This is a genomic window from Streptomyces sp. NPDC037421, from assembly GCF_055602105.1.
Genome location: NZ_JBVJWV010000006.1, coordinates 252,812 through 275,761, shown reverse-complemented (window position 1 = coordinate 275,761; position 22,950 = coordinate 252,812). Strand labels below are relative to the sequence as shown.

At 72.8% G+C, this 22,950-nt stretch carries 25 protein-coding genes; 20 read left to right on the top strand and 5 right to left on the bottom strand.

From position 1 onward, the window contains the following. The first annotated feature begins 132 nt into the window (after positions 1 to 132). The 3 genes from rplM to glmM all read left to right on the top strand — a co-directional run bounded on the left by rplM (position 133) and on the right by glmM (position 2,629). Entirely contained in the window at positions 133 to 576 is a 444-nt protein-coding gene (gene rplM / locus ACZ7IF_RS12315; protein WP_362460589.1) for a 50S ribosomal protein L13, read from the top strand. Between the two features lie 42 nt (positions 577 to 618). Beyond that, the gene (gene rpsI / locus ACZ7IF_RS12310) at positions 619 to 1,134 is read left to right on the top strand and encodes a 30S ribosomal protein S9 (RefSeq protein ID WP_361913690.1); all 516 of its coding nucleotides are present in this window, start codon (positions 619 to 621) and stop codon (positions 1,132 to 1,134) included. A gap of 136 nt (positions 1,135 to 1,270) precedes the next feature. Next, positions 1,271 to 2,629, top strand: a complete 1,359-nt coding sequence (gene glmM, locus ACZ7IF_RS12305; protein ID WP_470967934.1) for a phosphoglucosamine mutase — start codon at positions 1,271 to 1,273, stop codon at positions 2,627 to 2,629. 3 nt (positions 2,630 to 2,632) lie between these two features. Here the strand turns inward: glmM and ACZ7IF_RS12300 are convergent, their stop codons facing one another. Together ACZ7IF_RS12300 and coaA are read right to left on the bottom strand one after the other, a co-directional pair. Next, complete coding sequence (locus ACZ7IF_RS12300; RefSeq protein WP_470967931.1) at positions 2,633 to 3,598, bottom strand: DUF389 domain-containing protein; 966 nt, start codon at positions 3,596 to 3,598, stop codon at positions 2,633 to 2,635. Between the two features lie 15 nt (positions 3,599 to 3,613). After that, positions 3,614 to 4,633 (bottom strand): type I pantothenate kinase, encoded by a 1,020-nt coding sequence (coaA, locus tag ACZ7IF_RS12295; RefSeq protein ID WP_470967928.1) that lies wholly within the window; start codon positions 4,631 to 4,633, stop codon positions 3,614 to 3,616. 279 nt (positions 4,634 to 4,912) lie between these two features. On the opposite strand from coaA, the gene ACZ7IF_RS12290 reads away from it, so the two are divergent. The 9 genes from ACZ7IF_RS12290 to ACZ7IF_RS12250 all read left to right on the top strand — a co-directional run bounded on the left by ACZ7IF_RS12290 (position 4,913) and on the right by ACZ7IF_RS12250 (position 13,681). Next, complete coding sequence (locus ACZ7IF_RS12290) at positions 4,913 to 5,692, top strand: hypothetical protein (protein WP_470967921.1); 780 nt, start codon at positions 4,913 to 4,915, stop codon at positions 5,690 to 5,692. Then, a complete protein-coding gene (locus tag ACZ7IF_RS12285; protein ID WP_470967916.1) occupies positions 5,689 to 6,456 on the top strand; it encodes a hypothetical protein in 768 nt (255 codons plus the stop codon). The genes ACZ7IF_RS12290 and ACZ7IF_RS12285 overlap by 4 nt, the downstream gene beginning before the upstream one ends. Before the next feature lie 121 nt (positions 6,457 to 6,577). Next, positions 6,578 to 8,440 (top strand): glutamine--fructose-6-phosphate transaminase (isomerizing), encoded by a 1,863-nt coding sequence (glmS, locus tag ACZ7IF_RS12280; RefSeq protein WP_470967911.1) that lies wholly within the window; start codon positions 6,578 to 6,580, stop codon positions 8,438 to 8,440. A 25-nt stretch (positions 8,441 to 8,465) separates the two neighbouring features. After that, positions 8,466 to 8,834: a holo-ACP synthase gene (locus ACZ7IF_RS12275; protein ID WP_470967904.1), complete on the top strand. Its 369-nt coding sequence runs from the start codon at positions 8,466 to 8,468 to the stop codon at positions 8,832 to 8,834. Positions 8,835 to 8,837: 3 nt separating this feature from the next. Further along, positions 8,838 to 10,253, top strand: coding sequence for an NAD(P)H-hydrate dehydratase (locus ACZ7IF_RS12270; RefSeq protein WP_470967901.1), 1,416 nt, complete (start codon positions 8,838 to 8,840; stop codon positions 10,251 to 10,253). 246 nt (positions 10,254 to 10,499) lie between these two features. Next, positions 10,500 to 11,636: an alanine racemase gene (gene alr, locus ACZ7IF_RS12265; RefSeq protein ID WP_470967897.1), complete on the top strand. Its 1,137-nt coding sequence runs from the start codon at positions 10,500 to 10,502 to the stop codon at positions 11,634 to 11,636. Between the two features lie 27 nt (positions 11,637 to 11,663). After that, positions 11,664 to 12,839 (top strand): alpha/beta fold hydrolase, encoded by a 1,176-nt coding sequence (locus tag ACZ7IF_RS12260; protein WP_470967890.1) that lies wholly within the window; start codon positions 11,664 to 11,666, stop codon positions 12,837 to 12,839. Beyond that, positions 12,796 to 13,350: a tRNA (adenosine(37)-N6)-threonylcarbamoyltransferase complex ATPase subunit type 1 TsaE gene (tsaE, locus tag ACZ7IF_RS12255; protein ID WP_470967885.1), complete on the top strand. Its 555-nt coding sequence runs from the start codon at positions 12,796 to 12,798 to the stop codon at positions 13,348 to 13,350. The genes ACZ7IF_RS12260 and tsaE overlap by 44 nt, the downstream gene beginning before the upstream one ends. A 154-nt stretch (positions 13,351 to 13,504) precedes the next feature. Next, positions 13,505 to 13,681 carry a hypothetical protein gene (locus ACZ7IF_RS12250; RefSeq protein ID WP_470967881.1) on the top strand — a complete coding sequence of 59 codons (177 nt, stop codon included), beginning with the start codon at positions 13,505 to 13,507 and terminating at the stop codon, positions 13,679 to 13,681. Positions 13,682 to 13,779: 98 nt separating this feature from the next. Here the strand turns inward: ACZ7IF_RS12250 and ACZ7IF_RS12245 are convergent, their stop codons facing one another. Next, complete coding sequence (locus ACZ7IF_RS12245; protein WP_470967875.1) at positions 13,780 to 14,337, bottom strand: L,D-transpeptidase; 558 nt, start codon at positions 14,335 to 14,337, stop codon at positions 13,780 to 13,782. 135 nt (positions 14,338 to 14,472) lie between these two features. Here ACZ7IF_RS12245 and tsaB point away from each other — a divergent pair, with 135 nt between their 5' ends. The 5 genes from tsaB (at position 14,473) to ACZ7IF_RS12220 (ending at position 17,826) form a co-directional block, all read left to right on the top strand. Beyond that, positions 14,473 to 15,135, top strand: coding sequence for a tRNA (adenosine(37)-N6)-threonylcarbamoyltransferase complex dimerization subunit type 1 TsaB (tsaB, locus tag ACZ7IF_RS12240; protein ID WP_470967868.1), 663 nt, complete (start codon positions 14,473 to 14,475; stop codon positions 15,133 to 15,135). Continuing rightward, a complete protein-coding gene (gene rimI / locus ACZ7IF_RS12235; protein WP_470967865.1) occupies positions 15,132 to 15,653 on the top strand; it encodes a ribosomal protein S18-alanine N-acetyltransferase in 522 nt (173 codons plus the stop codon). Before tsaB ends, rimI begins: the two co-directional genes overlap by 4 nt. Further along, entirely contained in the window at positions 15,646 to 16,773 is a 1,128-nt protein-coding gene (gene tsaD / locus ACZ7IF_RS12230; protein ID WP_470967862.1) for a tRNA (adenosine(37)-N6)-threonylcarbamoyltransferase complex transferase subunit TsaD, read from the top strand. Before rimI ends, tsaD begins: the two co-directional genes overlap by 8 nt. After that, positions 16,770 to 17,045 (top strand): hypothetical protein, encoded by a 276-nt coding sequence (locus ACZ7IF_RS12225; protein ID WP_470967859.1) that lies wholly within the window; start codon positions 16,770 to 16,772, stop codon positions 17,043 to 17,045. The genes tsaD and ACZ7IF_RS12225 overlap by 4 nt, the downstream gene beginning before the upstream one ends. 70 nt (positions 17,046 to 17,115) lie before the next feature. Further along, positions 17,116 to 17,826: a hypothetical protein gene (locus tag ACZ7IF_RS12220; RefSeq protein ID WP_470967856.1), complete on the top strand. Its 711-nt coding sequence runs from the start codon at positions 17,116 to 17,118 to the stop codon at positions 17,824 to 17,826. Positions 17,827 to 17,882: 56 nt separating this feature from the next. On the opposite strand, the gene ACZ7IF_RS12215 is transcribed toward ACZ7IF_RS12220, so the two are convergent. After that, positions 17,883 to 19,064 carry a THUMP-like domain-containing protein gene (locus tag ACZ7IF_RS12215; RefSeq protein ID WP_470967852.1) on the bottom strand — a complete coding sequence of 394 codons (1,182 nt, stop codon included), beginning with the start codon at positions 19,062 to 19,064 and terminating at the stop codon, positions 17,883 to 17,885. Between the two features lie 90 nt (positions 19,065 to 19,154). Here ACZ7IF_RS12215 and ACZ7IF_RS12210 point away from each other — a divergent pair, with 90 nt between their 5' ends. After that, positions 19,155 to 20,102, top strand: a complete 948-nt coding sequence (locus tag ACZ7IF_RS12210) for a polysaccharide deacetylase family protein (RefSeq protein ID WP_470967849.1) — start codon at positions 19,155 to 19,157, stop codon at positions 20,100 to 20,102. 14 nt (positions 20,103 to 20,116) lie between these two features. After that, entirely contained in the window at positions 20,117 to 20,986 is an 870-nt protein-coding gene (locus ACZ7IF_RS12205) for a polysaccharide deacetylase family protein (protein WP_470968213.1), read from the top strand. 662 nt (positions 20,987 to 21,648) lie between these two features. Here ACZ7IF_RS12205 and ACZ7IF_RS12200 read toward each other — a convergent pair. After that, a complete protein-coding gene (locus ACZ7IF_RS12200) occupies positions 21,649 to 21,984 on the bottom strand; it encodes an ArsR/SmtB family transcription factor (RefSeq protein WP_470967844.1) in 336 nt (111 codons plus the stop codon). A gap of 102 nt (positions 21,985 to 22,086) precedes the next feature. Between ACZ7IF_RS12200 and ACZ7IF_RS12195 the strand changes: the two genes are divergently transcribed. Continuing rightward, complete coding sequence (locus tag ACZ7IF_RS12195) at positions 22,087 to 22,395, top strand: putative quinol monooxygenase (protein ID WP_470967840.1); 309 nt, start codon at positions 22,087 to 22,089, stop codon at positions 22,393 to 22,395. The last annotated feature ends 555 nt before the right edge of the window (positions 22,396 to 22,950 follow it).

Sequence of the window (22,950 nt, the reverse complement as noted above, 5' to 3'; positions counted from 1 at the left end):
CCGTTCACACGGGTTGCGTCCCCGAAGTGAACGAGGGCTGTCGTGATCGTCCGTGGTGACCCTGTCAGGACCCTTCCCGCGGGGCTTGCGCCCTATGGGATGACCCACCACTGAAGAAGCGAAGGCATACGCGTGCGTACGTACAGCCCCAAGCCCGGCGACATCTCGCGCCAGTGGCTCGTCATCGACGCCCAGGACGTCGTCCTCGGCCGTCTGGCGACCCAGGCCGCTGCCCTCCTGAAGGGCAAGCACAAGCCGACTTACGCCCCCCACATGGACATGGGCGACTTCGTCATCATCATCAACGCCGACAAGGTTCACCTGTCCGGCAACAAGGCTTCCCAGAAGATGGCGTACCGCCACTCCGGCTTCCCGGGCGGTCTGCGCTCCGTGCGCTACGACGACCTCCTGGCGAACAACCCGGAGAAGGCCGTCGAGAAGGCCGTCAAGGGCATGCTCCCCAAGAACACCCTGGGCCGTCAGATGCTCTCGAAGCTGAAGGTCTACTCGGGCGACCAGCACCCGCACGCTGCCCAGCAGCCGGTGCCGTTCGAGATCACCCAGGTCGCGCAGTAGTTCCGGCCACCCCCTAAGACGTAGAGAATTCTGAGGAGCATCGTGGCCGAGACCACCGCCGAGACCCCCGTCGACGAGTTCGAGGGCGTCGAGGAGTACACCACCGAGTCGGACGTCGTCGTCGAGGGCGACTACACCTCCGAGTCGCTTGCCGGTCGCTTCGGTGACCCCCAGCCGGCCGCCGGCCTGGGCCGTCGCAAGAACGCCATCGCCCGCGTCCGGATCGTTCCGGGCACCGGCAAGTGGAAGATCAACGGTCGCACCCTTGAGGACTACTTCCCCAACAAGGTGCACCAGCAGGAAGTCAACGAGCCCTTCAAGCTCCTCGAGCTTGACGGCCGCTACGACGTCATCGCCCGCATCGCGGGTGGCGGCGTCTCCGGTCAGGCCGGCGCCCTGCGCCTCGGCGTGGCCCGCGCGCTGAACGAGGCGGACGTGGACAACAACCGCCCGGCGCTGAAGAAGGCCGGCTTCCTCTCCCGCGACGACCGTGCGGTCGAGCGCAAGAAGGCCGGTCTCAAGAAGGCCCGTAAGGCTCCGCAGTACAGCAAGCGTTAATCTGCGCCTGCTGTTCAGCAACGAAACCGCCCCGGCAGCACTCTCCGTGCTGCCGGGGCGGTTCGTTTACCGCCAAAAGCGGCAAACAACTGTCACTAGCGGTCACCAAGCGAAGCTTGAACTCGGGAGGACAACAGTGGGACGACTCTTCGGGACGGACGGTGTACGAGGCGTCGCCAACGCGGATCTGACGGCTGAGCTCGCGCTCGGCCTCTCCGTGGCGGCCGCACATGTACTGGCCGAGGCGGGCACCTTCGAGGGGCACCGGCCCACGGCGGTGGTCGGCCGCGACCCCCGCGCGTCGGGCGAGTTCCTGGAGGCCGCGGTCGTCGCCGGCCTCGCCAGCGCCGGCGTGGACGTCCTGCGCGTCGGTGTGCTGCCCACCCCGGCGGTGGCGTATCTCACCGGTGCGCTGGGTGCCGACCTCGGCGTGATGCTCTCCGCGAGCCACAACGCCATGCCCGACAACGGCATCAAGTTCTTCGCGCGCGGCGGCCACAAGCTCGCCGACGAGCTGGAGGACCGCATCGAGTCCGTGTACGAGGAGCACCGCACGGGCGCGCCCTGGCAGCGCCCCACCGGCTCCGGCGTCGGCCGCGTCTCCGACTACGACGAGGGCTTCGACAAGTACGTCGCCCACCTCATCGGGGTCCTCCCCAACCGCCTCGACGGCCTGAAGGTCGTCCTGGACGAGGCCCACGGCGCGGCCGCGTACGTCTCGCCCGAGGCCTTCACCCGGGCCGGCGCGGAGGTCGTCACGATCGGCGCCGAGCCCGACGGCCTGAACATCAACGACGGCTGCGGCTCCACCCACCTGGACCTGCTGAAGCAGGCCGTGGTCGAGCACGGCGCCGCCTTCGGCATCGCCCACGACGGCGACGCGGACCGCTGCCTGGCGGTGGACGGCACCGGCGCCGAGGTCGACGGCGACCAGATCCTCGCCGTCCTGGCGCTGGCCATGCGCGAGGCCGGGCAGCTGCGCGGGAACACCGTGGTCGGCACCGTCATGTCCAACCTGGGCTTCAAGCTCGCCATGGAGGCCGAGGGCATCCAGGTCGTGCAGACCGGAGTCGGCGACCGGTACGTGCTGGAGTCCATGAAGGAGCACGGCTACGCCCTGGGCGGCGAGCAGTCCGGCCACGTGATCATCCTCGACCACGCGACGACCGGCGACGGCACCCTGACCGGCCTGATGCTGGCGGCGCGCGTCGCGGCCACCGGGCGCACGCTGGCCGACCTGGCCGGGGTCATGCAGCGGCTGCCGCAGATCCTGATCAACGTCCCGGACGTGGACAGGTCCCGCGTCGCCACCTCGGGCGAGCTGGCCGCGGCCGTCGCCGACGCCGAGCGCGAGCTGGGCTCCACGGGCCGGGTGCTGCTGCGCCCGTCCGGCACCGAGCCGCTGGTGCGCGTGATGGTGGAGGCCGCCGACATCGAGCAGGCCCGCACGATCGCCGGGCGGCTCGCGGACGCGGTGAAGTCGGCGCTCGGATAGCCCTTACCCCGCGCTGTTCCGTGGCGCACCCGGCGGGCGGATCATCCGTGCGTGCTGGGTGCGCCACAGCAGTTTCCAGCCGATGAGGGTCAGCGAGCCGGAGACGATGATGCCGAGCAGGTTCAGCAGCAGCTGCTCCGCCGAGCCCCACATCTGGCCGAACTCCCCGTAGCTCAGCGCCACGGCCGCGTTCGCGCCGGCCGGGACCGTGGTCACCGAGATCGCCACCCCCACCAGCGCCCCCGACTTCGCCGACGTCAGCGACAGCATCCCGGCCACGCCGGCGAGCACCGCCACGACGAAGGAGAACGGGTCGGGCTGCCAGATGAAGCTGGTGTTCGGCCGGGGCCTGTCGAGCATCCCCGGGTGGAACAGGCCGAGCGCGTCCATGGCCAGGCTGAACACGGTCGTCGCCACGATCGCGGCGGCGAAGCCGACCAACAGGGCGACCAGCGAGCGCCACGCCGCCTTCGGGGCGCGCCGCACCATCCCCGTGCAGATCCCGGCGAGCGGCCCGAATTCGGGGCCGACGGCCATCGCGCCGACGATCAGGATCGCGTTGTCGAGCACCACACCGCAGGCCGCGATCATCGTGGCGACGATCATGAAGGCGCTGTAGGTGATCGTGAGGGTCGACTCCTCGTGGGTCGACTCGGCGAGCTGCTCCCAGACCACCGCGTCCGCGGCCTCGCCCGGGGCCTCCTCCTCCGCCTCGTCGGCGCGTGTGGAGATGGAGAGGTCGATGTTCTCGACGGCGATGGACCCGCTCCGGTCGATGCCGAGGGAGCGCATCTCCTGGAGCAGCTCGTCGGCCGACTCGCGCGCCACGTCGCACAGCACCAGGTCGCCCTCGGGGTCGCGGGCGGCGCCCTCCAGTACGACCAGATGGGTGGTGCCGACGGTCTGCCCGATCAGCTCCACCACCCGCTGGGTGAGGTGGTGCGGGGCGATCATCCTCAGGTGCAGCATGGCCGCACCCTAGTGCTACAGCTTGCGCAGGCTCAGCTTCTGCACCTTGTGGTCGGGTCCCTTGCGCACGACGAGGGTGGCGCGGCCGCGGGTGGGGGCCACGTTCTCCAGCAGGTTGGGCTTGTTGATGGTCCGCCACATCGTCTGCGCGTACTCCAGGGCCTCCTCCTCGGAGACCTGGGTGTACTTGCGGAAGTAGGAGAAGGGGTTCTGGAACGCGGTCTCGCGCAGCTTCCGGAACCGGTTGAGGTACCAGCGCTCGATGTCCTCGGGGCGCGCGTCCACGTACACGCTGAAGTCGAAGTAGTCGGCGAGGCCGACGCGGGTACGGCCGTCCTTGCCGGGCAGCGCGGGCTGCAGGACGTTGAGCCCCTCGACGATGAGGATGTCCGGGCGGCGTACGACGAGCTGCTCGCCCGGCACGATGTCGTAGATCAGGTGCGAGTAGACCGGGGCCTTGACCTCGTCCTTGCCCGCCTTGATGTCGGCGACGAAGCGGGTCAGCGCCCGGCGGTCGTAGGACTCCGGGAAGCCCTTCCGGGAGGTCAGGCCGCGGCGCTGGAGCTCCTTCATCGGGTACAGGAAGCCGTCCGTGGTGACCAGCTCGACGCGGGGGTGCTCGGGCCAGCGGGCCAGGAGCGCCTGGAGCAGACGGGCCACGGTGGACTTGCCGACGGCTACGGAGCCGGCGACGCCTATGACGAAGGGGGTGCCCTGCTGGGCGCCGTGGCCGTTGCCGGCGTCGCCGAGGAAGGTGTTCAGGGTGCCGCGGAGGTTGCTGGTGGCGCCGACGTACAGGTTCAGCAGGCGGGAGAGCGGCAGGTACACGTCCCGCACCTCGTCGAGGTCGATGACGTCGCCCAGGCCCCGCAGCCGCTCCACCTCCTCGGCGGTCAGGGGCAGCGGGGTCCGCTCGCGCAGGGCGCTCCACTCGGCCCGGGTGAGGTCGACGTACGGTGAGGCGTCCTGGGCCCTGCGGGGGCCGGGGCGCTCCGTTGCGTGGTCCGGCGTACAACGCGTCGGCGAGGTGATCACACCGCCATTGTCGGGGCTCAGGGGCGCTCGTGGGTGGTGGGGTCGGTCACGTGTGGGGTGGCCGCCGGGAGAACAGCGGGTGGCGGCGGCCGGGCGGGGCCGCGACGGGTTGTACAGGCGTACATGTCGATCGGAGGCCCGCCCGGTCTCGTGCGCATCACGATTGGGCCGGATCACCCGAAAACCCGTTCGCGTGATCGATTGAACGCCGTACATTGTTCGTCGCCGTGGCGCCGACCTGCGTCCTGACGGCGTTCTTGTTCTTGGGGGAGATTCTTCGTGCGTACCGCGTTCGTCCGCCGTGCCGTCCTGACCGCCTCGGCCGTGTCCCTGAGCCTGCTGGCCACCGCCTGCGGCTCCGACTCCGGTGACTCCGGCAAGAAGGACGACGCCAAGGCGAGCCCGCAGCAGTCCGCCCCCGCGGCGGCCGGGGCCAAGGGGAAGTCCGCCGCCGAGCTGGCTCCGCTGCTGGTCGCCCAGGCCGACCTGCCCGAGCACAAGGTCGAGGCGGACGCGGCGGCGAAGGCCGCGGCCGGGGCGAACGCCAACGCCGACAAGGCCGAGTGCAAGCCGCTGGTCCAGCTCCAGACCCTGGTGCCGCTCGGCAAGCCGGCCGGCACCGCGACGATCGCCGCGACGGAGAAGCCGAAGAAGCCGTCCGAGGGCGCGAGCCTGGACGACAAGCTCGACGCGCTCAAGGGCGGCCTGGCCGTCACCCGCACCTCGGTCGGGCTCGCCTCGTACGACGGCAAGGGCGCCGAGGAGGCCTTCGGCGCGCTGAAGACCGCGAGCACGGCCTGCGCGGGCGGCTACACGGTCACCCAGGACGCCGAGACCACCAAGATCGAGAAGGTCGCCCCCTCCGCCGCGGTCGCCGCCGGTGACGAGGCCGTGGCCTACAACACCGTGATGGACCTGAAGGACGGCGAGAAGGCCACGATGCAGTTCGTGGTCGTGCGCAAGGGCAACACCCTGGCCACCTTCTACGCGATGAACCTGACGGGTGCGGCCGCCCAGCCCAAGGCGGTCGTGGAGGCGCAGGTCAAGAAGCTCGGATGAGAGGCGTCCGCGCGCGGCGCGCGGCCGCACTGGGAGCCTCGGCGGTCTCCGGTCTGACGCTGGCCCTGCTGGCCACCGGATGCGGGACGGCCCGGCCGGGAATGGTGGTGGAGATCGTGCCGGCGGAGCTGCCCGCCGGCGCGGCCGACCACGCGTCGAAGGGGAAGGGGCAGGAGCCCCCGGCCCGGCTGATCGTGGCGCAGGGGGACCTCGTGGACCACAGGGTCAGCCCCGAGGGGGCGGACAGCGCCCTGGTGAGCGTGGACCGGCCGGAGTGCCGGGAGCTGGCCCACGCGGCCACGGGGTTCCTGCCGACCGGCCGGACCGGCTGGGCCAAGGCCTCGGTGGTCGCCGTACCGGCGCCGCTGCCGCAGGACGCCACGGAACGGCAGAAGCGGGCGGCCGCCCAGGACGCGGCCAGCTCGACCGTGACGGTGGTGACCCTCGGCTCGTACGCGGGGAACGCGGCCGGCGGGCACTTCGCCGAGGTGCGGGCCGCCGGCGAGGCCTGCACGGCCGGCTACTCCGTGACGGCGGACGGGGAGACCGTCAAGGTGACGCGGGTCGTCCCGCACGCCGCGCACGGCGGCGACGAGGCGGTCGGCTACACGGTGGAGGCCGAGCGCGACGGCGAGCGCTACGCCACCGAGCTCGTGGTGGTGCGCAAGGGCGGCACGCTCGCGAACTTCCTGGCCGGCCGGACCTCCGGGGCGGCGGAGCTGGCGGCTCCGGTGGTCGAGGCGCAGCTGCGCAAGCTGGGCTGAGGGCCGTCGGACGGCGGATTCGAAAACATCGTCAACCCCGCTCCGGTGGATTCGCCGGGGCGGGGTTTTCGTCTTGTTCGGGTACGGGGCAGACGGGCGGCCACGGCGTACGCTGCCGCCTATGTGCGGAATTGTGGGTTACGTAGGGGCGCAGTCTGCGCTCGATGTGGTCATCGCCGGACTGAAGCGGCTGGAGTACCGCGGCTACGACTCGGCCGGGGTCGCCGTGCTCGCCGACGGGGCCCTCGCCAACGTCAAGAAGGCCGGGAAACTCGTCAACCTGGAGAAGGAGCTGGTCAGCCGGCCGCTGCCGGCCGGCTCCACGGGCCTCGGGCACACCCGGTGGGCGACCCACGGCGGGCCCACCGACGTCAACGCCCACCCCCACCTGGACAACTCCGGCCGGGTGGCGGTCGTGCACAACGGCATCATCGAGAACTTCGCCGCGCTGCGCGCCGAACTCGCCGAGCGCGGGCACCGGCTGGAGTCCGAGACGGACACCGAGGTGGTGGCGCACCTGCTGGCCGAGCGCTTCGAGGCGGCCGGCGGTGCCGGTGGACGCGGCCTCGCGGAGGCGATGCGGCAGGTGTGCCGACGGCTGGAGGGCGCGTTCACCCTGGTCGCGGTGCACGCGGACGAGCCGGACGTGGTGGTCGGCGCGCGCCGGAACTCCCCCCTGGTGGTGGGCGTTGGAGAGGGCGAGAACTTCCTCGCCTCGGACGTGGCCGCGTTCATCGCCCACACCCGGTCCGCGATCGAGCTGGGGCAGGACCAGGTCGTCGAACTCCGCCGCGACGGGGTCACGGTGACCGGCTTCGACGGTGCGCCCGCGACCGTGCGGGCGTACCGGGTGGACTGGGACGCCTCGGCGGCCGAGAAGGGGGGCTATGACTACTTCATGCTCAAGGAGATCGCCGAGCAGCCGAAGGCCGTCGCCGACACGCTGCTGGGCAGGATCGACGCGAGCGGCCTGCTGACCCTGGACGAGGTGCGCATCCCCGCCTCGGTGCTCCGGGAGGTCGACAAGGTCGTGATCGTGGCCTGCGGTACGGCCTACCACGCGGGCATGATCGCGAAGCTGGCCATCGAGCACTGGACCCGCATCCCGTGCGAGACGGAGCTGGCCAGCGAGTTCCGCTACCGCGACCCGATCCTCGACCAGCGGACCCTGGTGATCGCGATCTCGCAGTCCGGCGAGACCATGGACACCCTGATGGCGCTGCGGCACGCGCGCGAGCAGGGCGCCAAGGTGCTGGCCGTCTGCAATACGAACGGCTCGACCATCCCCCGCGAATCGGACGCCGTGCTCTACACGCACGCCGGTCCTGAGGTGGCCGTCGCCTCCACGAAGGCGTTCCTGACGCAGCTGGTCGCCTGCTACCTCGTCGCGCTGTACCTCGGGCAGGTACGGGGCACGAAGTGGGGCGACGAGATCCGGGCGGTGATCCGGGAGCTGTCGGACATCGCCGCGGCGGTGGACACCGTACTGGAGACGATGGAACCGGTACGGGCCCTTGCGCGCTCCCTCGCCGACAAGGACACCGTGCTCTTCCTCGGCCGCCACGTCGGCTACCCGGTGGCGCTGGAGGGCGCGCTCAAGCTCAAGGAGCTGGCGTACATGCACGCCGAGGGCTTCGCGGCGGGCGAACTCAAGCACGGGCCGATCGCGCTGATCGAGAAGGACCTGCCGGTGGTGGTCGTCGTGCCGTCGCCGCGCGGGCGCTCGGTCCTGCACGACAAGATCGTCTCCAACATCCAGGAGATCCGGGCGCGCGGGGCGCGCACCATCGTGATCGCGGAGGAGGGCGACGAGGCCGTGGTCCCGTACGCCGACCACCTGATCCGGATCCCGGCGACCCCGACGCTCCTCCAGCCGCTGGTGGCGACGGTGCCGCTCCAGGTGTTCGCGTGCGAGCTGGCTACGGCGCGCGGCAACGAGGTGGACCAGCCGCGTAATCTCGCGAAGTCGGTGACCGTGGAGTGAGCGAAGAGCAGTTGGGGTTGTCGTTGTGATTGTCGGTGTGGGGATTGACGTTGCCGAGATCGAACGGTTCGGCGCGGCTCTGGAGCGGACGCCGCAGATGGCCCGGCGTCTCTTCCTCGAATCCGAGTTGACGCTGCCGGGCGGCGAGCGGCGCGGTACCGCCTCGCTCGCCGCCCGGTTCGCGGCCAAGGAAGCCCTGGCCAAGGCTCTGGGGGCGCCCGGCGGGCTGCTGTGGACCGACGCCGAGGTGTACGTCGAGGACACGGGGCAGCCCCGGCTGCGGGTGTCCGGCACGGTCGAGGCCCGGGCGCGGGCGCTCGGGGTGAAGTCCTGGCACATCTCGCTCAGCCACGACGCCGGCGTCGCGTCGGCGGTGGTGATCGCCGAAGGTTAGTCCATGCGTACTGCCTACAGCGTGGAGACCGTACGGGCCGCCGAGCGCGAGCTGATGGCGCGGCTGCCGGAGGGCGCCCTGATGGCCCGGGCGGCGGCCGGACTGGCCGCCGTGTGCGCGGAGTTGCTGGCGCGGCGCCGGGGCCGGGTCTACGGGTCCCGGGTCGTGCTGCTGGCCGGCCCCGGGGACAACGGCGGCGACGCGCTGTACGCGGGCGCCCGGCTGGCGCGGCGCGGGGCCGCGGTGACGGCGGTGCCGATGGACCCGGCGCGGATCCACCCCGGCGGGCTGGCCGCGCTGCGGGCCGCCGGGGGACGGGTCGCGGAGTCGGTCCCCGCGCGGGCGGACCTCGTACTGGACGGGCTCACCGGGATCGGCGGCCGGGGCGGGCTGCGGCCGGCGGCGGCCGCGCTGGCCGAGCGGATCCCGGCGGGGGCGCTCGTGGTCGCCGTGGACCTGCCGAGCGGGGTGGACGCGGACACCGGGGAGGTCGCGGGCCCGGCGGTGTCGGCCGACGTGACGGTCACCTTCGGCGCGTACAAGCCCGGGCTGCTGATCGACCCCGGGGCCTCGCGGGCGGGCGCGGTGCGGCTCGTCCCCATCGGTCTGGAGCTGCCGGCCCCGGCGGAGCTGGAGGCGCTCCAGCACGCCGACGTGGCGAGGCTGCTCCCGGTGCCGGGGGCGTCGAGCGACAAGTACCGGCGGGGCGTGGTCGGGGTCGTCGCCGGGTCGGAGCAGTACCCGGGTGCGGCCGTGCTCGCCGTGGCGGGGGCCCTGCGGGGCGGCGCGGGCGCGGTGCGGTACGTGGGCCCGGCGGCGGACGCCGTACTGGCGCGCTACCCGGAGGTGCTGGTCGGGCGGGGGCGGGTGCAGGCCTGGGTGGTCGGCCCCGGGCTGGGGTCCGGGCGGGCCGCCGAGGTCGAACGGGCCCTGGCGGACCGGGACGTGCCCGTGCTGGCCGACGCGGACGGGCTGCGCGGGCTGGACCCGGCGGTGGTGCGTTCACGCCGGGCGGCGACCCTGCTGACCCCGCACGCGGGGGAGGCGGCGGCGCTGCTGGGGGTGGCGCGGGAGGCGGTGGAGGCGGGGCGGCTGGCCGCGGTGCGGGAGCTCGCGGGGCGGTACGGGGCGGCGGTGCTGCTGAAGGGGTCCACGACGCTGGTCGCCTCCGGCGGTGGCGGCGGTGCGGTGCGGGTGAATCCGACGGGTACGCCCTGGCTGGCCACCGCGGGCAGCGGGGACGTGCTGTCCGGGCTGGCGGGGGCGCTGCTGGCCGGTGGGCTGGGCGGGGTGGACGCCGGGGCGGTGGCCGCCTACCTGCACGGGCTGGCCGGGCGGCTGGCCGCCGGGGGTGCGCCGGTGGTGGCGCAGGAGGTCGCGGCCGCGCTGCCGGAGGCGTGGCGCTCCGTACGGGCCTGACCCCGGCCGGGCGGGGCCGCTGCGCGGGCTGCTCCCGGCCCCGGCCTCCGCCCGTTCCCCGGGGCTCCGCCCAGGACCCGCCCAGGACCCGCCCAGGACCCGCCGGGGGCTCCGCCCGCAGGCCCCCGCGCCTCGAACGCCGGCGGGGCCGGGAGGTGCTGCGGGGTGGGAGAGCGGGCGAGTGGGGCAAGGCGGGCGAATCATGCCCGATCACCGGCCCGTACGGGTTCTGAGAGACTGTGGGCGATGAACGAGACACCGATGCGCGTGTACGCCGAGATCGATCTTGACGCGGTACGGGAGAACGTGCGCGCCCTGCGCGCGCGGGCGCCCCGGGCCAAGCTGATGGCCGTCGTCAAGTCGAATGCCTACGGGCACGGTGCCGTCCAGTGCGCCCGCGCAGCCCAGGAGGCCGGTGCCACGTGGCTCGGCACCGCCACCCCCGAGGAGGCGCTCGCCCTGCGCGCCGCCGGCATCGAGGGCCGGGTCATGTGCTGGCTCTGGACCCCCGGCGGGCCCTGGCGGGAGGCCGTCGAGGCCGACGTCGACGTGTCCGTCAGCGGGATGTGGGCCCTGGACGAGGTCCGGGCCGCCGCCCGCGCGGCCGGCCGTACCGCCCGCATCCAGCTCAAGGCCGACACCGGTCTCGGCCGCAATGGCTGCCAGCCCGCCGACTGGGCCGAGCTGGTCGGCGCGGCCGTCGCCGCGCAGGCCGAGGGCACCGTCCGGGTCACCGGGGTCTGGTCCCACTTCGCCTGCGCCGACGAGCCCGGCCACCCCTCCGTCCGGCTCCAGCTCGACGCCTTCCGCGACATGCTGGCCTACGCGGAGAAGGAGGGCGTCGAGCCCGAGGTCCGGCACATCGCCAACTCGCCCGCGACGCTCACCCTCCCCGAGAGCCACTTCGACCTGGTGCGCACCGGGATCGCCGTCTACGGCGTCTCCCCCTCGCCCGAGCTCGGCACCCCCGCCCAGCTCGGGCTGCGCCCCGCCATGACCCTCAAGGCCTCACTCGCACTGGTCAAGACGGTCCCCGCCGGGCACGGCGTCAGCTACGGCCACCACTACGTCACCGAGTCCGAGACGCACCTCGCGCTCGTCCCCGCCGGCTACGCCGACGGCGTCCCGCGCAACGCCTCCGGCCGCGGGCCGGTGCTCGTGGGCGGCAAGGTCCGGCGGGCCGCCGGGCGGATCGCCATGGACCAGTTCGTCGTGGACCTCGGCGAGGACCTCGCCGAAGCCGGCGACGAGGCCGTCCTGTTCGGGGACGCCGAGCGCGGCGAACCGACCGCCGAGGACTGGGCTCAAGCGGCGCACACGATCGCGTATGAGATCGTCACCCGTATCGGAGGCAGGGTGCCCCGGGTCTACCTCGGCGGGTGACGCGGGCCGAGTGAGGGCGGCGACGTCGTGAGCGAGAACTGGCGCAAGGCCGGCTGGGCCGGCGCCGCCATCGGTGTGCTGGCGGCGGGCGCCGCGGCCGGTGTCGCGGTCGAACGGATCACCGTGGGGCGCGGCATCCGGATGAAGGCGCGCCTCGCCCTCGACGCCGCCGGGGACTTCGGCTCCCTGCGCGGGACCGAGGGCGGCTGCCGCGCCGAGGACGGCACCGAGCTCTACTACGAGGTCGACGAACCGCCCGCGGACGGCAAGAAGCGCCGGCTGCGGCGCAAGAACCCGGCGGAGGGCGCCACCGTCGTCTTCTGCCACGGCTACTGCCTCTCCCAGGACTCCTGGCACTTCCAGCGCGCCGCCCTGCGCGGGGTCGTCCGCTCCGTGTACTGGGACCAGCGCAGCCACGGCCGCAGCGCCCGGGGCCTGGCCCAGGCCGACGGCGAGCCGGTGACCATCGACCAGCTCGGCCGCGACCTGAAGGCCGTCATCGACGCCGCCGCACCCGAGGGCCCGCTCGTCCTCGTCGGCCACTCCATGGGCGGCATGACCCTCATGGCCCTCGCCGAGCAGTTCCCCGAGCTGGTCCGCGACCGGGTGCTCGGCGTGGCCCTGGTCGGCACCTCCAGCGGCCGCCTCGACGAGGTGACGTACGGGCTGCCCTCCGTCGGACTGGGCGCGGTGCGCCGCATCCTGCCCGGGGTGCTGAAGGCGCTCGGCTCCCAGGTCGAGCTCGTGGAGAAGGGCCGCCGGGCCACCGCCGACCTCTTCGCCGGCATGATCAAGATGTACTCGTTCGGCTCCCGGGACGTCGATCCCGGTGTGGCGCGCTTCGCCGAGCGGCTGATCGAGGCGACCCCGATCGACGTGGTCGCGGAGTTCTACCCGGCCTTCCAGACCCACGACAAGAGCGCCGCCCTCCAGCGGTTCGCGGACATCCCCGTCACCGTCGTCGCCGGGGACCGGGACATGATCACCCCGGCCGCGCACAGCGTGACCATCAAAGAGCAGCTCCCGGCCGCCGAGCTGGTGGTGCTGGAGGACACCGGGCACCTGATGATGCTGGAGCGCCCCGACATCGTGACCGGGCTGCTGACCGGCCTGCTGGCGCGCACCGGAGCCGTCCCCGCAGCGGCTAACGTTGGGGGACATGGAAGAAGTACCGCGGGAAGCGCCGCGCAGCCCGGCCGCTGAGGCCCTGGCCGAGGCCGCCGCAGAAACCCTGATCACCGTCGACTCGCCCGCCTCCATGCAGGAGCTGGGCCGCAGGATCGCCGGCCTGCTGCGCCCGGGCGACCTGGTCCTGCTGACCGGCGAACTCGGCGCCGGCAAGACCACCCTGACCCGCGGGCTGGGCGAGGGCCTGGGCGTGCGCGGGGCCGTGACCTCGCCGACCTTCGTGATCGCCCGGGTGCACCCGTCCCTGGGCGACGGTCCGCCGCTGGTGCACGTGGACGCGTACCGCCTCGGCGGCGGGCTCGACGAGATGGAGGACCTGGACCTCGACGTCTCGCTGCCCGAGTCCGTGGTCGTCGTGGAGTGGGGCGACGGCAAGGTCGAGGAGCTCTCCGACGACCGGCTGCACGTGGTGATCGGGCGAGCCGTCGGCCACGAGGAGGTCCTGGACGACGTGCGCGAGGTCGCGCTGCGCGGCGTCGGCGCGCGCTGGGCGGGCTCGGAGCTGGCGGGGCTGGCGGCGCGGTAGCCGCCGCGACGCCGTGGTTCCGGCCACCGTTCCGACAACGTACCGACAACTCGTCGGGAAAACATTGCGTTGGCGCAGCATCGCGTGATGACATGGTACCGAGCGCTGGTTAGGTGTGCCTAAGTACGGCGTCCCGGGGTCTCAGGAGGCAGCCATGTCGGCAGCAGGAGCAGAGCGAGCGCCCGTCGTGTCCATGCGGGCCCTGCTCGCGGCGGGCGTGGCCGCCACGGCGGTGTCCACGCCGCCCGCGCGCGCGGAGGCCGAACCCGAACCGGGAGCCGGGCCCGAAGCGGACGCGGAACGGGCCGCCCCGGAGCCGGAAGCGGCCTGATACCCACGTTCGGGTGAATCACACCGCGTGTGCGAGCCGCGCCGCGTGAGGCGTTCCCGCGCGGGGAACGCCGTGGGGAGTGCCCTGGCGGGGTGCCGTCAGGCGACGACGACGACCTTCGCGCCGATCGTCGCGAAGGCCCAGATCGCGTCACCGTCCGCGCGCGCCATGCGGATGCCGCCGGCCTTCTTCGTGGTGTCCGGCTCCGGCATCGAACCGTCCACGCGGGCGCTGAACCCGATCGCGATCCCGTCCGTGCTGGCGAACCGCACGACGTGCTCGATCGGCACCCCGTCCGTGCCGGTGACCGTGCCCGCGCGCGAGCTGACGGCGTAGCTGCCCGGCACCGGGTGCACCGTGCTCGGCATGACCGTGAAGCTGCGCGGCTCCTTGCCGTCCTCCGCGACCAGCCACACCCGCCTCTGGGACACCGAGTACACGACCCGCGCTCCCGTCCCGGAGTCGGCCGGCACCGCCGCGGGCTTCGCCGGGTCCTGCTTCGCGGGGGCCTGCGCCGGGGGCGCGGCCGGAGCCTGCGGGCCCGCCTTGGCGGGAAGCGCGGGCGCGGTCGCGGAGGCCTGGTAGCCCAGGAAGCCGATCGCGGCGATCGCCGCCGCGGTGAGCCCGGCCACGATTCCCGAGCTGCTGCGTGCCACCTTGCTCCACCTCTCCGCGCCTCGGGCCGTCGAACTCTCGGGCGACCCGCGTGTGTACCCGGTCGAAAGGTAGCAGCCGGGCCCCGCACCGACCGGCCGCAAGGCCCTGGGGCCGGGGAGTCGTAGGCTGTTCGCGTGCTCTTGCTCGCCGTAGATACCGCCACGCCCGCCGTCACCGTCGCCCTGCACGACGGGGAATCCGTCCTCGCAGAGTCGAACCAGGTCGACGCACGCCGCCACGGGGAGCTCCTGCTGCCCTCCGTGGACCAGGTCCTCGCCGAGGCCGGGGTCAAGCTCGAAGCCGTCACCGGCATCGTCGTCGGCGTAGGCCCCGGCCCCTACACCGGGCTCCGCGTCGGCCTCGTCACCGCCTCCACCTTCGCCGCCGTCCTCGGCGTCCCGGTGCACGGCCTGTGCACCCTCGACGGCCTCGCGTACGCCGCCGGCACCGCCGGGATCGAGGGCCCCTTCACCGTCGCCACCGACGCGCGGCGCAAGGAGGTCTACTGGGCGCGCTACGAGGACCCGCGCACCCGCGTCGGCGAGCCCGCGGTCGACCGCCCGGCCGACATCGCGGAACGGGTCGCCGGCCTCCCGGCCGTCGGCCAGGGCGCCACGCTGTACCCGGACGTCTTCCCGGACGCGCGCGGCCCCGTGCACCAGTCGGCCGCGGCGCTGGCCGCCCTGGCCGCCGAACGGCTCGCGGCGGGGGAGGCGTTCCTGCCCCCGGCCCCGCTCTACCTGCGCCGCCCCGACGCGCAGGTGCCCAAGAACTACAAGGTGGTCACCCCGCAGTGACCGCCCCGACCGCAGTGCTCCGCGAGATGCGCTGGTGGGACATCGAACCGGTGCTGGAGCTGGAACACGAGCTGTTCCCCGAAGACGCCTGGTCGGCCGGGATGTTCTGGTCCGAACTCGCCCACGCGCGCGGCCCGCGGGCCACCCGCCGCTACGTCGTCGCCCAAGAGCCCGGCACCGGCCGCATCGTCGGCTACGCCGGACTGGCCGCCGCCGGCGACCTGGGCGACGTACAGACCATCGCGGCCGCCAAGGACCAGTGGGGCACGGGCCTCGGCGCCCGGCTCCTCACCGACCTGCTGCGCGCCGCCACCGCCTTCGAATGCGCCGAGGTGCTGCTGGAGGTACGGGTGGACAACACCCGCGCCCAGCGGCTCTACGAGCGGTTCGGCTTCGAGCCGATCGGCTTCCGGCGCGGCTACTACCAGCCCGGGAACGTCGACGCGCTCGTGATGCGCCTGACCGACCCGGCACAGACCAGAACCGAAAACCCTGAGAGCAGTGAGAGCAATGGCTGACGAACCGCTCGTCCTCGGTATCGAGACCTCCTGCGACGAGACCGGCGTCGGCGTCGTCCGCGGCACCACCCTGCTGGCCGACGCGATCGCGTCGAGCGTCGACGAGCACGCCCGCTTCGGCGGGGTCGTGCCCGAAGTGGCCTCCCGCGCGCACCTGGAGGCGATGGTCCCCACCATCGAGCGCGCCCTGAAGGAAGCCGGGGTCAGCGCCCGGGACCTCGACGGCATCGCCGTCACGGCCGGCCCGGGCCTCGCGGGGGCGCTGCTGGTGGGCGTCTCGGCGGCGAAGGCGTACGCGTACGCGCTCGGCAAGCCGCTGTACGGGGTGAACCACCTCGCCTCCCACATCTGCGTCGACCAGCTGGAGCACGGGCCGCTGCCCGAGCCGACCATGGCGCTGCTGGTCTCCGGCGGGCACTCCTCGCTGCTGCTCGCCCCGGACATCACCAGCGACGTACGGCCGCTCGGCGCGACCATCGACGACGCGGCGGGCGAGGCCTTCGACAAGATCGCGCGCGTGCTCCAGCTCGGCTTCCCCGGCGGTCCGGTCATCGACCGGCTGGCGAAGGAGGGCGACCCGAAGGCGATCAACTTCCCGCGCGGTCTGACCGGCCCGCGCGACGCGGCGTACGACTTCTCCTTCTCCGGCCTGAAGACGGCGGTCGCCCGCTGGATCGAGGCCAAGCGCAACGCGGGCGAGGAGGTGCCGGTGCGCGACGTGGCGGCGTCCTTCCAGGAGGCCGTGGTGGACGTGCTGACGCGCAAGGCGATCCGCGCCTGCAAGGACGAGGGCGTGGACCACCTGATGATCGGCGGCGGCGTGGCGGCCAACTCCCGGCTGCGCTCGCTCGCGCAGGAGCGCTGCGACGACGCGGGGATCATCCTGCGGGTGCCGCGGCCGAAGCTGTGCACCGACAACGGCGCGATGGTGGCGGCGCTGGGCGCGGAGATGGTCAAGCGCAACCGGCCGGCCTCCGACTGGGACCTGTCGGCGGACTCCTCGCTGCCGGTGACGGACCCGCACGTGCCGGGCACGTCGCACGAGCACCCGCACGACCACGGCCACTCGCACGACCACGACCACGTACACGAGCTCAGCAAGGACAACCTCTACTCGTGAGCACCGTCGCGCTGATGTGGGAGGCCCGGGCCGTCGACGGCCGGGGCAACGAACTCATGGAGTGGGCCCGGGCGCAGGTCCTGGCCCGGGAGCCGGTGCGCCGCGAGGTGCTGCGCGCCCCGCAGGAGCGGGTGCTCGTGATCACCTGGTGGGAGGTCCCCGAGGGCCTGGCGGCGGACCTGCCCGAACTGCCCGAGCCGGCCGCGGACCTGATCACCCGGGCGGTGCACCGCTGGCGGTTCGAGTCGGTGGAGGCCACGGGCGCCGGCTGAGGCGCTGGTCGGGGCGGTGGTCGAGGAGTGCTGCGGCGAAGCTCGAAGGGCCGCGGTTAGGGTCATGCCCATGCCGAGACTTCCTGGCCGTGAGCTACCGCCCCCGCCGCCGCCCGCGCACCTGCGCGAGTGGCTGGACGAGGGCGTCGTACGGGCCGACCGCGCGCGTTTCCTCGCGGACCTGAGCCGGCGCAGCCTGGGCCCGGGGCGGCTGCTGTCGCTCTGGGGCGTCGCGGCGGCCTTCGCGCTGGGCTGGACCCTGGCCGGCCTGGCCGTGACGGCCTTCGCGGCGGGCGGCGGTCCCGGCCTGCTCGGCGGCGTCGTGTGCTCCGCGGCGGGGGCCGCCGTACTGCTGTGGGCCGGGCTCTGCTTCGAGCGGGGCGTCCGGCAGGAGCGGCGGATACGGCAGCTGCTGTGCGCCTGGGTCCTGGCGGACCGTGACCCCGAGGCCGACGCCCGCCTGCGCGCCCCGGCCCGCGGCGCGGTGTGGCTGACGGCCTCTCTGGCCCTGGGCGGCTTCGGCCTCTGGCTGGCGTTCGCATCGGCGTCCGGGGCGCGGCCGGGCACGGACACGTACGGGGAGGTGGCGTACTTCACGGGATTCGGCATGATCCTGTGGATCACCGCCCTCCTGGGCCTGGCCAAGACCGCGGCGTACCACCGCTGGACCCGCACACCGGCCCCGGCCGCTCAGGGGCGCGGGCAAGCCGGGGCCGCTCCCACGACGGTGCCGCCGAACGATCCGGTGCCGGCCGGCACATCCAGCCTCGCCGGCGTCTGAGGCGCGGAGCCCCCGGACACCGGCCGCTCATGCGGCGGGGCGGCACGGGATCCCCGTCACCCCCGGCCAGGGGAAGGGTGTCCGATCAGCATCGAGGGCGCCCCCGCCACCCGCGTCAGGAAGACCGTCGCGGAGTTCGGCCCCTGCGGTTTGACCTTCTTGCGGAGCTCCTCCGGCTCGATCGCTGACCCCCGCTTCTTCACCGTCAGGATCCCGACCCCCCGCTCCCGCAGCAGCGCCTTCAGCTTCTTCAGCCCGAACGGCAGCACGTCCGTGATCTCGTACGCCGTCGCGTACGGCGTCTCCCGCAGCTCGTCGGCCGTGATGTACGCGATGGTCGGGTCGATGAGCCGCCCGTCAAGCTGACCGGCCACCTCCGCGACGAGGTGCGCGCGGATCACCGCCCCGTCGGGCTCGTACAGCCAGCGCCCGACCGGTCCCGCCTCCGGGTCCGGCAGCGGCTCGGCGGTGTCCAGCCCGACCGGCCCCGGCAGCAGGGTGGCCCGTACCGTGCCGGGGGCGGTGCCGAACCACAGCACGGCCTCCTTCACGTCCCCGTGGTCGGAGATCCACTCGGCCTCCGCCTCCGGCGGTACCGCCTCGTGCGGGATACCGGGCGCGATCTTGATGGCGGCGAACTCCGCCGCCCGCGCCGCCTCGACCGCCCACGACAGCGGCGGCGAGTACGACTCGGGGTCGAAGATCCGCCCGCGCCCGCCCCGTCGCGCGGGGTCGATGAAGACGGCGTCGTACGCGGACACGTCCACCGCCGTCACGTCCGCCTCCCGGACCTCGATCAGGTCCGCCAGCCCCAGCGCCTCGGCGTTGGCCCGCGCGACGGCCACCGTCAGCGGGTCGAGGTCCACCGCCAGCACCCGGATGCCGCGCCGCGCGAGCGCCAGCGCGTCCCCGCCGATCCCGCAGCACAGGTCCGCGACGCTCCGTACGCCCAGCCCGGCGAGCCGTTCCGCCCGGTACGCGGCCACCGACGCGCGGGTGGCCATCTCCCCGCCGCCGGGCGTGAAGTACATCCGGAAGGCGTCCTCGGCCCCGAACTTCGCCACCGCCCGCTGCCTCAGCCGGGCCTGGCCCAGCGCGGCCGACACCAGCCCGGCGGGGTGCTCGCGGCGCAGCCGGGTGGCCACGGCCAGCTCCTGGGCGGGGTCGTAGTCGCGGAGGGAGTCGAGGAGGGCGCGGCCCTCGGGGGCGAGGAGCGCGGCGAAGTCTTCGGGGGTCACCGGTTCATTGTGGGCCAGCCGGTGGAAGGCGGGCGTCCGGCCGTGGTGTCGCCCGGGGCGCGGAGCCGCGTGGTGGAAGGATCCGCTGCTATGCAGCTTGTACGACAAAAGGGAAATAATTCGCAGTTTGGTCACCGGCCCGTGGGGCACCCGCGCGGCCGGTACGGGGTGGCCCTGGCCGCACTGCTGGTCGCCGCCCTGGGCACGGGGTGCGGGGCCACGGAGCCCGAGAAGCCGGCCAAGGGCAAGCCCGGCCAGGGGGCGGAGGCGGGCGGCGCGGCCGGTGCGCTCGCCAACTCCGCCGAGAAGCTCAAGGCCGCCCAGCAGGCCCGGATCGCCGCCGCGAAGAAGTGGCGGCTGGCCAAGACGCCGCTCCTGGCCCCGGCCGCACCGAAGGCGAAGCCGGAGATCACCACGCGCGAGGGCTTCGAGGTCGAGGACCAGGACGAACTGCCCCCGGTCTTCACCACCGTCCCGACCGAGGACAAGGTCGTCTTCCTGACCGTGGACGACGGGGCCGAGAAGGACCCCGAGTTCATCAGGATGATGAGCGAGCTGAAGATCCCCTACACGGCGTTCCTCAGCGACTACCTGGTGCGCGACAACTACCCCTACTTCAAGGAGATGCAGGCGGCGGGCGTCACCCTGAACAACCACACCCTCAACCACCGCTACATGCCCGGCCTCTCGTACGAGCAGCAGCGCGAGGAGATCTGCGGCCAGCAGGACACCATCCAGAAGCAGTTCGGCAAGCGGCCCTCGCTGTTCCGCCCGCCGTACGGCAACTACAACCAGGACACGCTGAAGGCCGCCAAGTCCTGCGGCATCAAGGCGGTTCCGCTGTGGAACGCCGAGGCGTTCGTGAACCGGATGGACTACCGCGAATGGGACCGAGACCTCCATCCCGGTGACATCATCCTCACGCACTTCCGGGGCCGGGAGGACTGGAAGGGCACGATGCCTGACATGATCCGTCATGTCATGAAGACCGTCACGGACAAGGGATATGCCGTGGCCCGCCTGGAGGACTACTTGTGAGGTACGCGCGCCGGTTGGTAGCCGGGACGCTGACGGCCGGCGCGCTCGCGCTCTCCCTGACGGGATGCGGGAACAGCGTGGATCCCATCGAACGGCTGGGCCGCAAGACCGCGCCGGACAGCGCGTCCCCGTCGTCCTCCCCGTCCGCACCGGCCCCCGCGGCGAGCTCCGCGCAGGCCGGCACGGCGGGGGACGAGGCGTACCGCAAGTGGGGCCTGAAGGCCCCCGTCCAGTACGCCCCCAAGCCGGCGCAGAAGCCCCAACTCCCCAAGGCCGCCCCGGGCAGGGCGGCCGTGCTGGACCGAATACCCGTCGCGCCGACGGAGAAGGTCGTCTTCCTCACCTTCGACGACGGCGCGGAGAAGGACCCCGAGTTCCTGAAGATGGCGGCCGACCTGAAGCTGCCGATCAGCATGTTCCTGACGGACAACGTGGCCTCCTCGGACTACGGCCACTTCGAGAAGCTCCGCGACAACGGCTCCGGCAGCACCGTGAACAACCACACCCTGACGCACCCGAACCTCCGCACCCTGCCCTTCGCGGCGCAGAAGAAGGAGATATGCGGGCAGCAGGACCACCTGGAGAAGCGCTTCGGCAAGCGGCCCCCGCTCTTCCGCCCGCCGTTCGGGAACTACAACGACGACACCCTCAAGGCCGCCGCCGAGTGCGGGGCCCCGACGGTGGTCCTGTGGCGGGCGTCGATGCAGATCAACGACTTCCAGTACGCGGAGGGCTCCGCCCTCAAGCCGGGTGACATAGTCCTGGCCCACTTCCGCGGCCCGTCCGAGCTCAAGGGCGCGACGGAGACCCAGATGACGACCCGGATGCTCCAGCGGATACAGGACCAGGGCTACAAGATCGGCCGCCTGGAGGACTACCTCTAAGGGGTGTCCTGCCCTTCGGAGCATGCCGGGTCGGCGCGTGGCTTCACGGTTCGGGCCCGCTGTCTCCCCCTCGACCCCCCGGGGTGCCAGCGGGGGTGGGGAACGGTGTCCGGCCCGGGCGGTATCAGGGAGGGTTCAGGGGTTTCCCGTCAGTCCCATCGTCCTTCCGGGGCGGGCCGGTCCCTCAAGGGCGCTCCCTTCGGTCGCGTCGCTACGCGATGTCGCTTCGCTCCACCCTTGACCGACCGTCCCGCCCCGGAAAGCCGAAAGACTGCCGGGGAACCCCCAAAAGAACGGCACGGTCGACAGGGAAGGGACGGGTCTCTCAGCGACGAGACGAGGGACCGGGCCATGCCCCGCCGGGCATCCGGGCCCTCAGCAGCCGAGATCCCGGACCGGGGGCGCGGCTACCTGCACGAGAGGTTGATCAGAGCCCCCCGGGAAGCCCCCGAGCGCGCCAGATCGCTACGCGCTCCTCATCTCTCGGCGTCCGACGACCGCCTTGGGCCGATACCCGCACCACATGACGAAAAGAGCGCTGTGGGAAGCGGTCGGACGCAGCAGATCGCCGCGCGCTCCCCTCTTCTCGGCGTCCGACGGCCGCGTAGGGCTGACACCTGCACCACATGACGAACAGGGCAGCTCAGGGGCTGCCAAGCGCATCAGATCGCCGCGCGGTCCTCGTCGGCCGGCTCGGCCGTCAGGATGGCGAGGAGGCCGGGGAAGCGGGCCTCGATGTCGGCTCGACGCAGGCCTGCCATCCGGCTATTGCCCCGGTCGACCTGGTGGATCAGGCCGGCTTCCCGCAGGGTGCGGAAGTGGTGGGTGACCGTCGCCTTCGAGACCGGCAGCGAGAAGGAGGCGCAGGTGCGCGCAGTGCCTTCGGGGGCGACGGCCAGCTCGCGCACCACACGGCGGCGCAACGGATCGGCGAGCGCGGACAGCACTCTGCCGAGCTCGATCTCGTCGACGGTCGGATGACCCTCGTCGTCGGGCATGGTGACCCCCTTCCTTAGGTATGGATTGGATCTTACCTCTGGCGGCTGCTAGCGTCAGGTAGGTACGAAAGCAGTCGTACCTACCTGTGGGGGAGAACCCTGATGGACCAGCTCGTCACACTCATTGGCGTCGCCCGCCCCAAGCCGGAACGCGCCCAGGAGCTCATGGAGCTGCTGCTCTCCTTCGTCGAGCCCACCCGGCAGGAACCGGGCTGCCTGGAGTACCACTTCCACGAGGACCGAGAGGAGCCCGGCGTCTTCGTGTTCTACGAGGTGTGGCGCAGCCAGGCCGACCTGGACGCCCACCTGGAGCTCCCGCACCTGCGGGACTTCTGGGAGCGTCGGATGGACTACCTGGCCACTGATCTGGAGATCCGCTTCGTGGACATGCGCAGCCCTCACGGCCACTAGTCGTTTGGTGCGGCCGTCAGCCCCGGACGGCCGTCAGCCGCCGAGGTCAGAGGAGCGCGTAGCGATCCGATGCGCCTGGAGGCTTGCTGGGCTGCTCTGTTCGTCATTTGGTGCAGGTACCAGCCCAAGCCGGCCGCCGGACGCCGGGAAAAGGGCAGCGCGTAGCGATCCGACGCGCCCACGCGCTTGCCTCGCTGCTCTGATCAACATTTGGTGCAGGTACCAGCCCAAGCCGGCCGCCGGACGCCGAGACGGGAGGAGCGCGTAGCGATCTGCTGCGCCTGGGTGCTCCGCAGGGGGCTCTGATCAACCTCTCGTGCAGGTAGCCGCGCCCCGGCCCGGGATCTCGGTTGCTGAGGGCCCGGATGCCCGGCGGGCCGGGGCCCGGTCCCTCGTCTCATCGCTGAGAGACCCGTCCCTCCCCCTTGGACCGTGCCGTTCTTTTGGGGGTTTCCCGGCAGTCTTTCGGCTTTCCGGGGCGGGACGGTCGGTCAAGGGTCGCCGAAGGCGATCACGCAGTGACGCGACCGAAGGGAGCGCCCTTGAGGGACCGGC

Excerpts from the sequence above, each read along its gene's own strand:
- ACZ7IF_RS12285 (WP_470967916.1), top strand. The coding sequence starts at position 5,689 with ATGAGAGGCGTCCGCGCGCGGCGCGCGGCCGCACTGGGAGCCTCGGCG.
- ACZ7IF_RS12300 (WP_470967931.1), bottom strand. The coding sequence starts at position 3,598 with ATGCTGCACCTGAGGATGATCGCCCCGCACCACCTCACCCAGCGGGTG.
- ACZ7IF_RS12270 (WP_470967901.1), top strand. The coding sequence starts at position 8,838 with ATGCGTACTGCCTACAGCGTGGAGACCGTACGGGCCGCCGAGCGCGAG.
- ACZ7IF_RS12250 (WP_470967881.1), top strand. The coding sequence starts at position 13,505 with ATGTCGGCAGCAGGAGCAGAGCGAGCGCCCGTCGTGTCCATGCGGGCC.
- ACZ7IF_RS12200 (WP_470967844.1), bottom strand. The coding sequence starts at position 21,984 with ATGCCCGACGACGAGGGTCATCCGACCGTCGACGAGATCGAGCTCGGC.
- ACZ7IF_RS12210 (WP_470967849.1), top strand. The coding sequence starts at position 19,155 with ATGCAGCTTGTACGACAAAAGGGAAATAATTCGCAGTTTGGTCACCGG.
- ACZ7IF_RS12195 (WP_470967840.1), top strand. The coding sequence starts at position 22,087 with ATGGACCAGCTCGTCACACTCATTGGCGTCGCCCGCCCCAAGCCGGAA.
- alr (WP_470967897.1), top strand. The coding sequence starts at position 10,500 with ATGAACGAGACACCGATGCGCGTGTACGCCGAGATCGATCTTGACGCG.
- tsaD (WP_470967862.1), top strand. The coding sequence starts at position 15,646 with ATGGCTGACGAACCGCTCGTCCTCGGTATCGAGACCTCCTGCGACGAG.
- tsaE (WP_470967885.1), top strand. The coding sequence starts at position 12,796 with ATGGAAGAAGTACCGCGGGAAGCGCCGCGCAGCCCGGCCGCTGAGGCC.
- glmS (WP_470967911.1), top strand. The coding sequence starts at position 6,578 with ATGTGCGGAATTGTGGGTTACGTAGGGGCGCAGTCTGCGCTCGATGTG.
- ACZ7IF_RS12220 (WP_470967856.1), top strand. The coding sequence starts at position 17,116 with ATGCCGAGACTTCCTGGCCGTGAGCTACCGCCCCCGCCGCCGCCCGCG.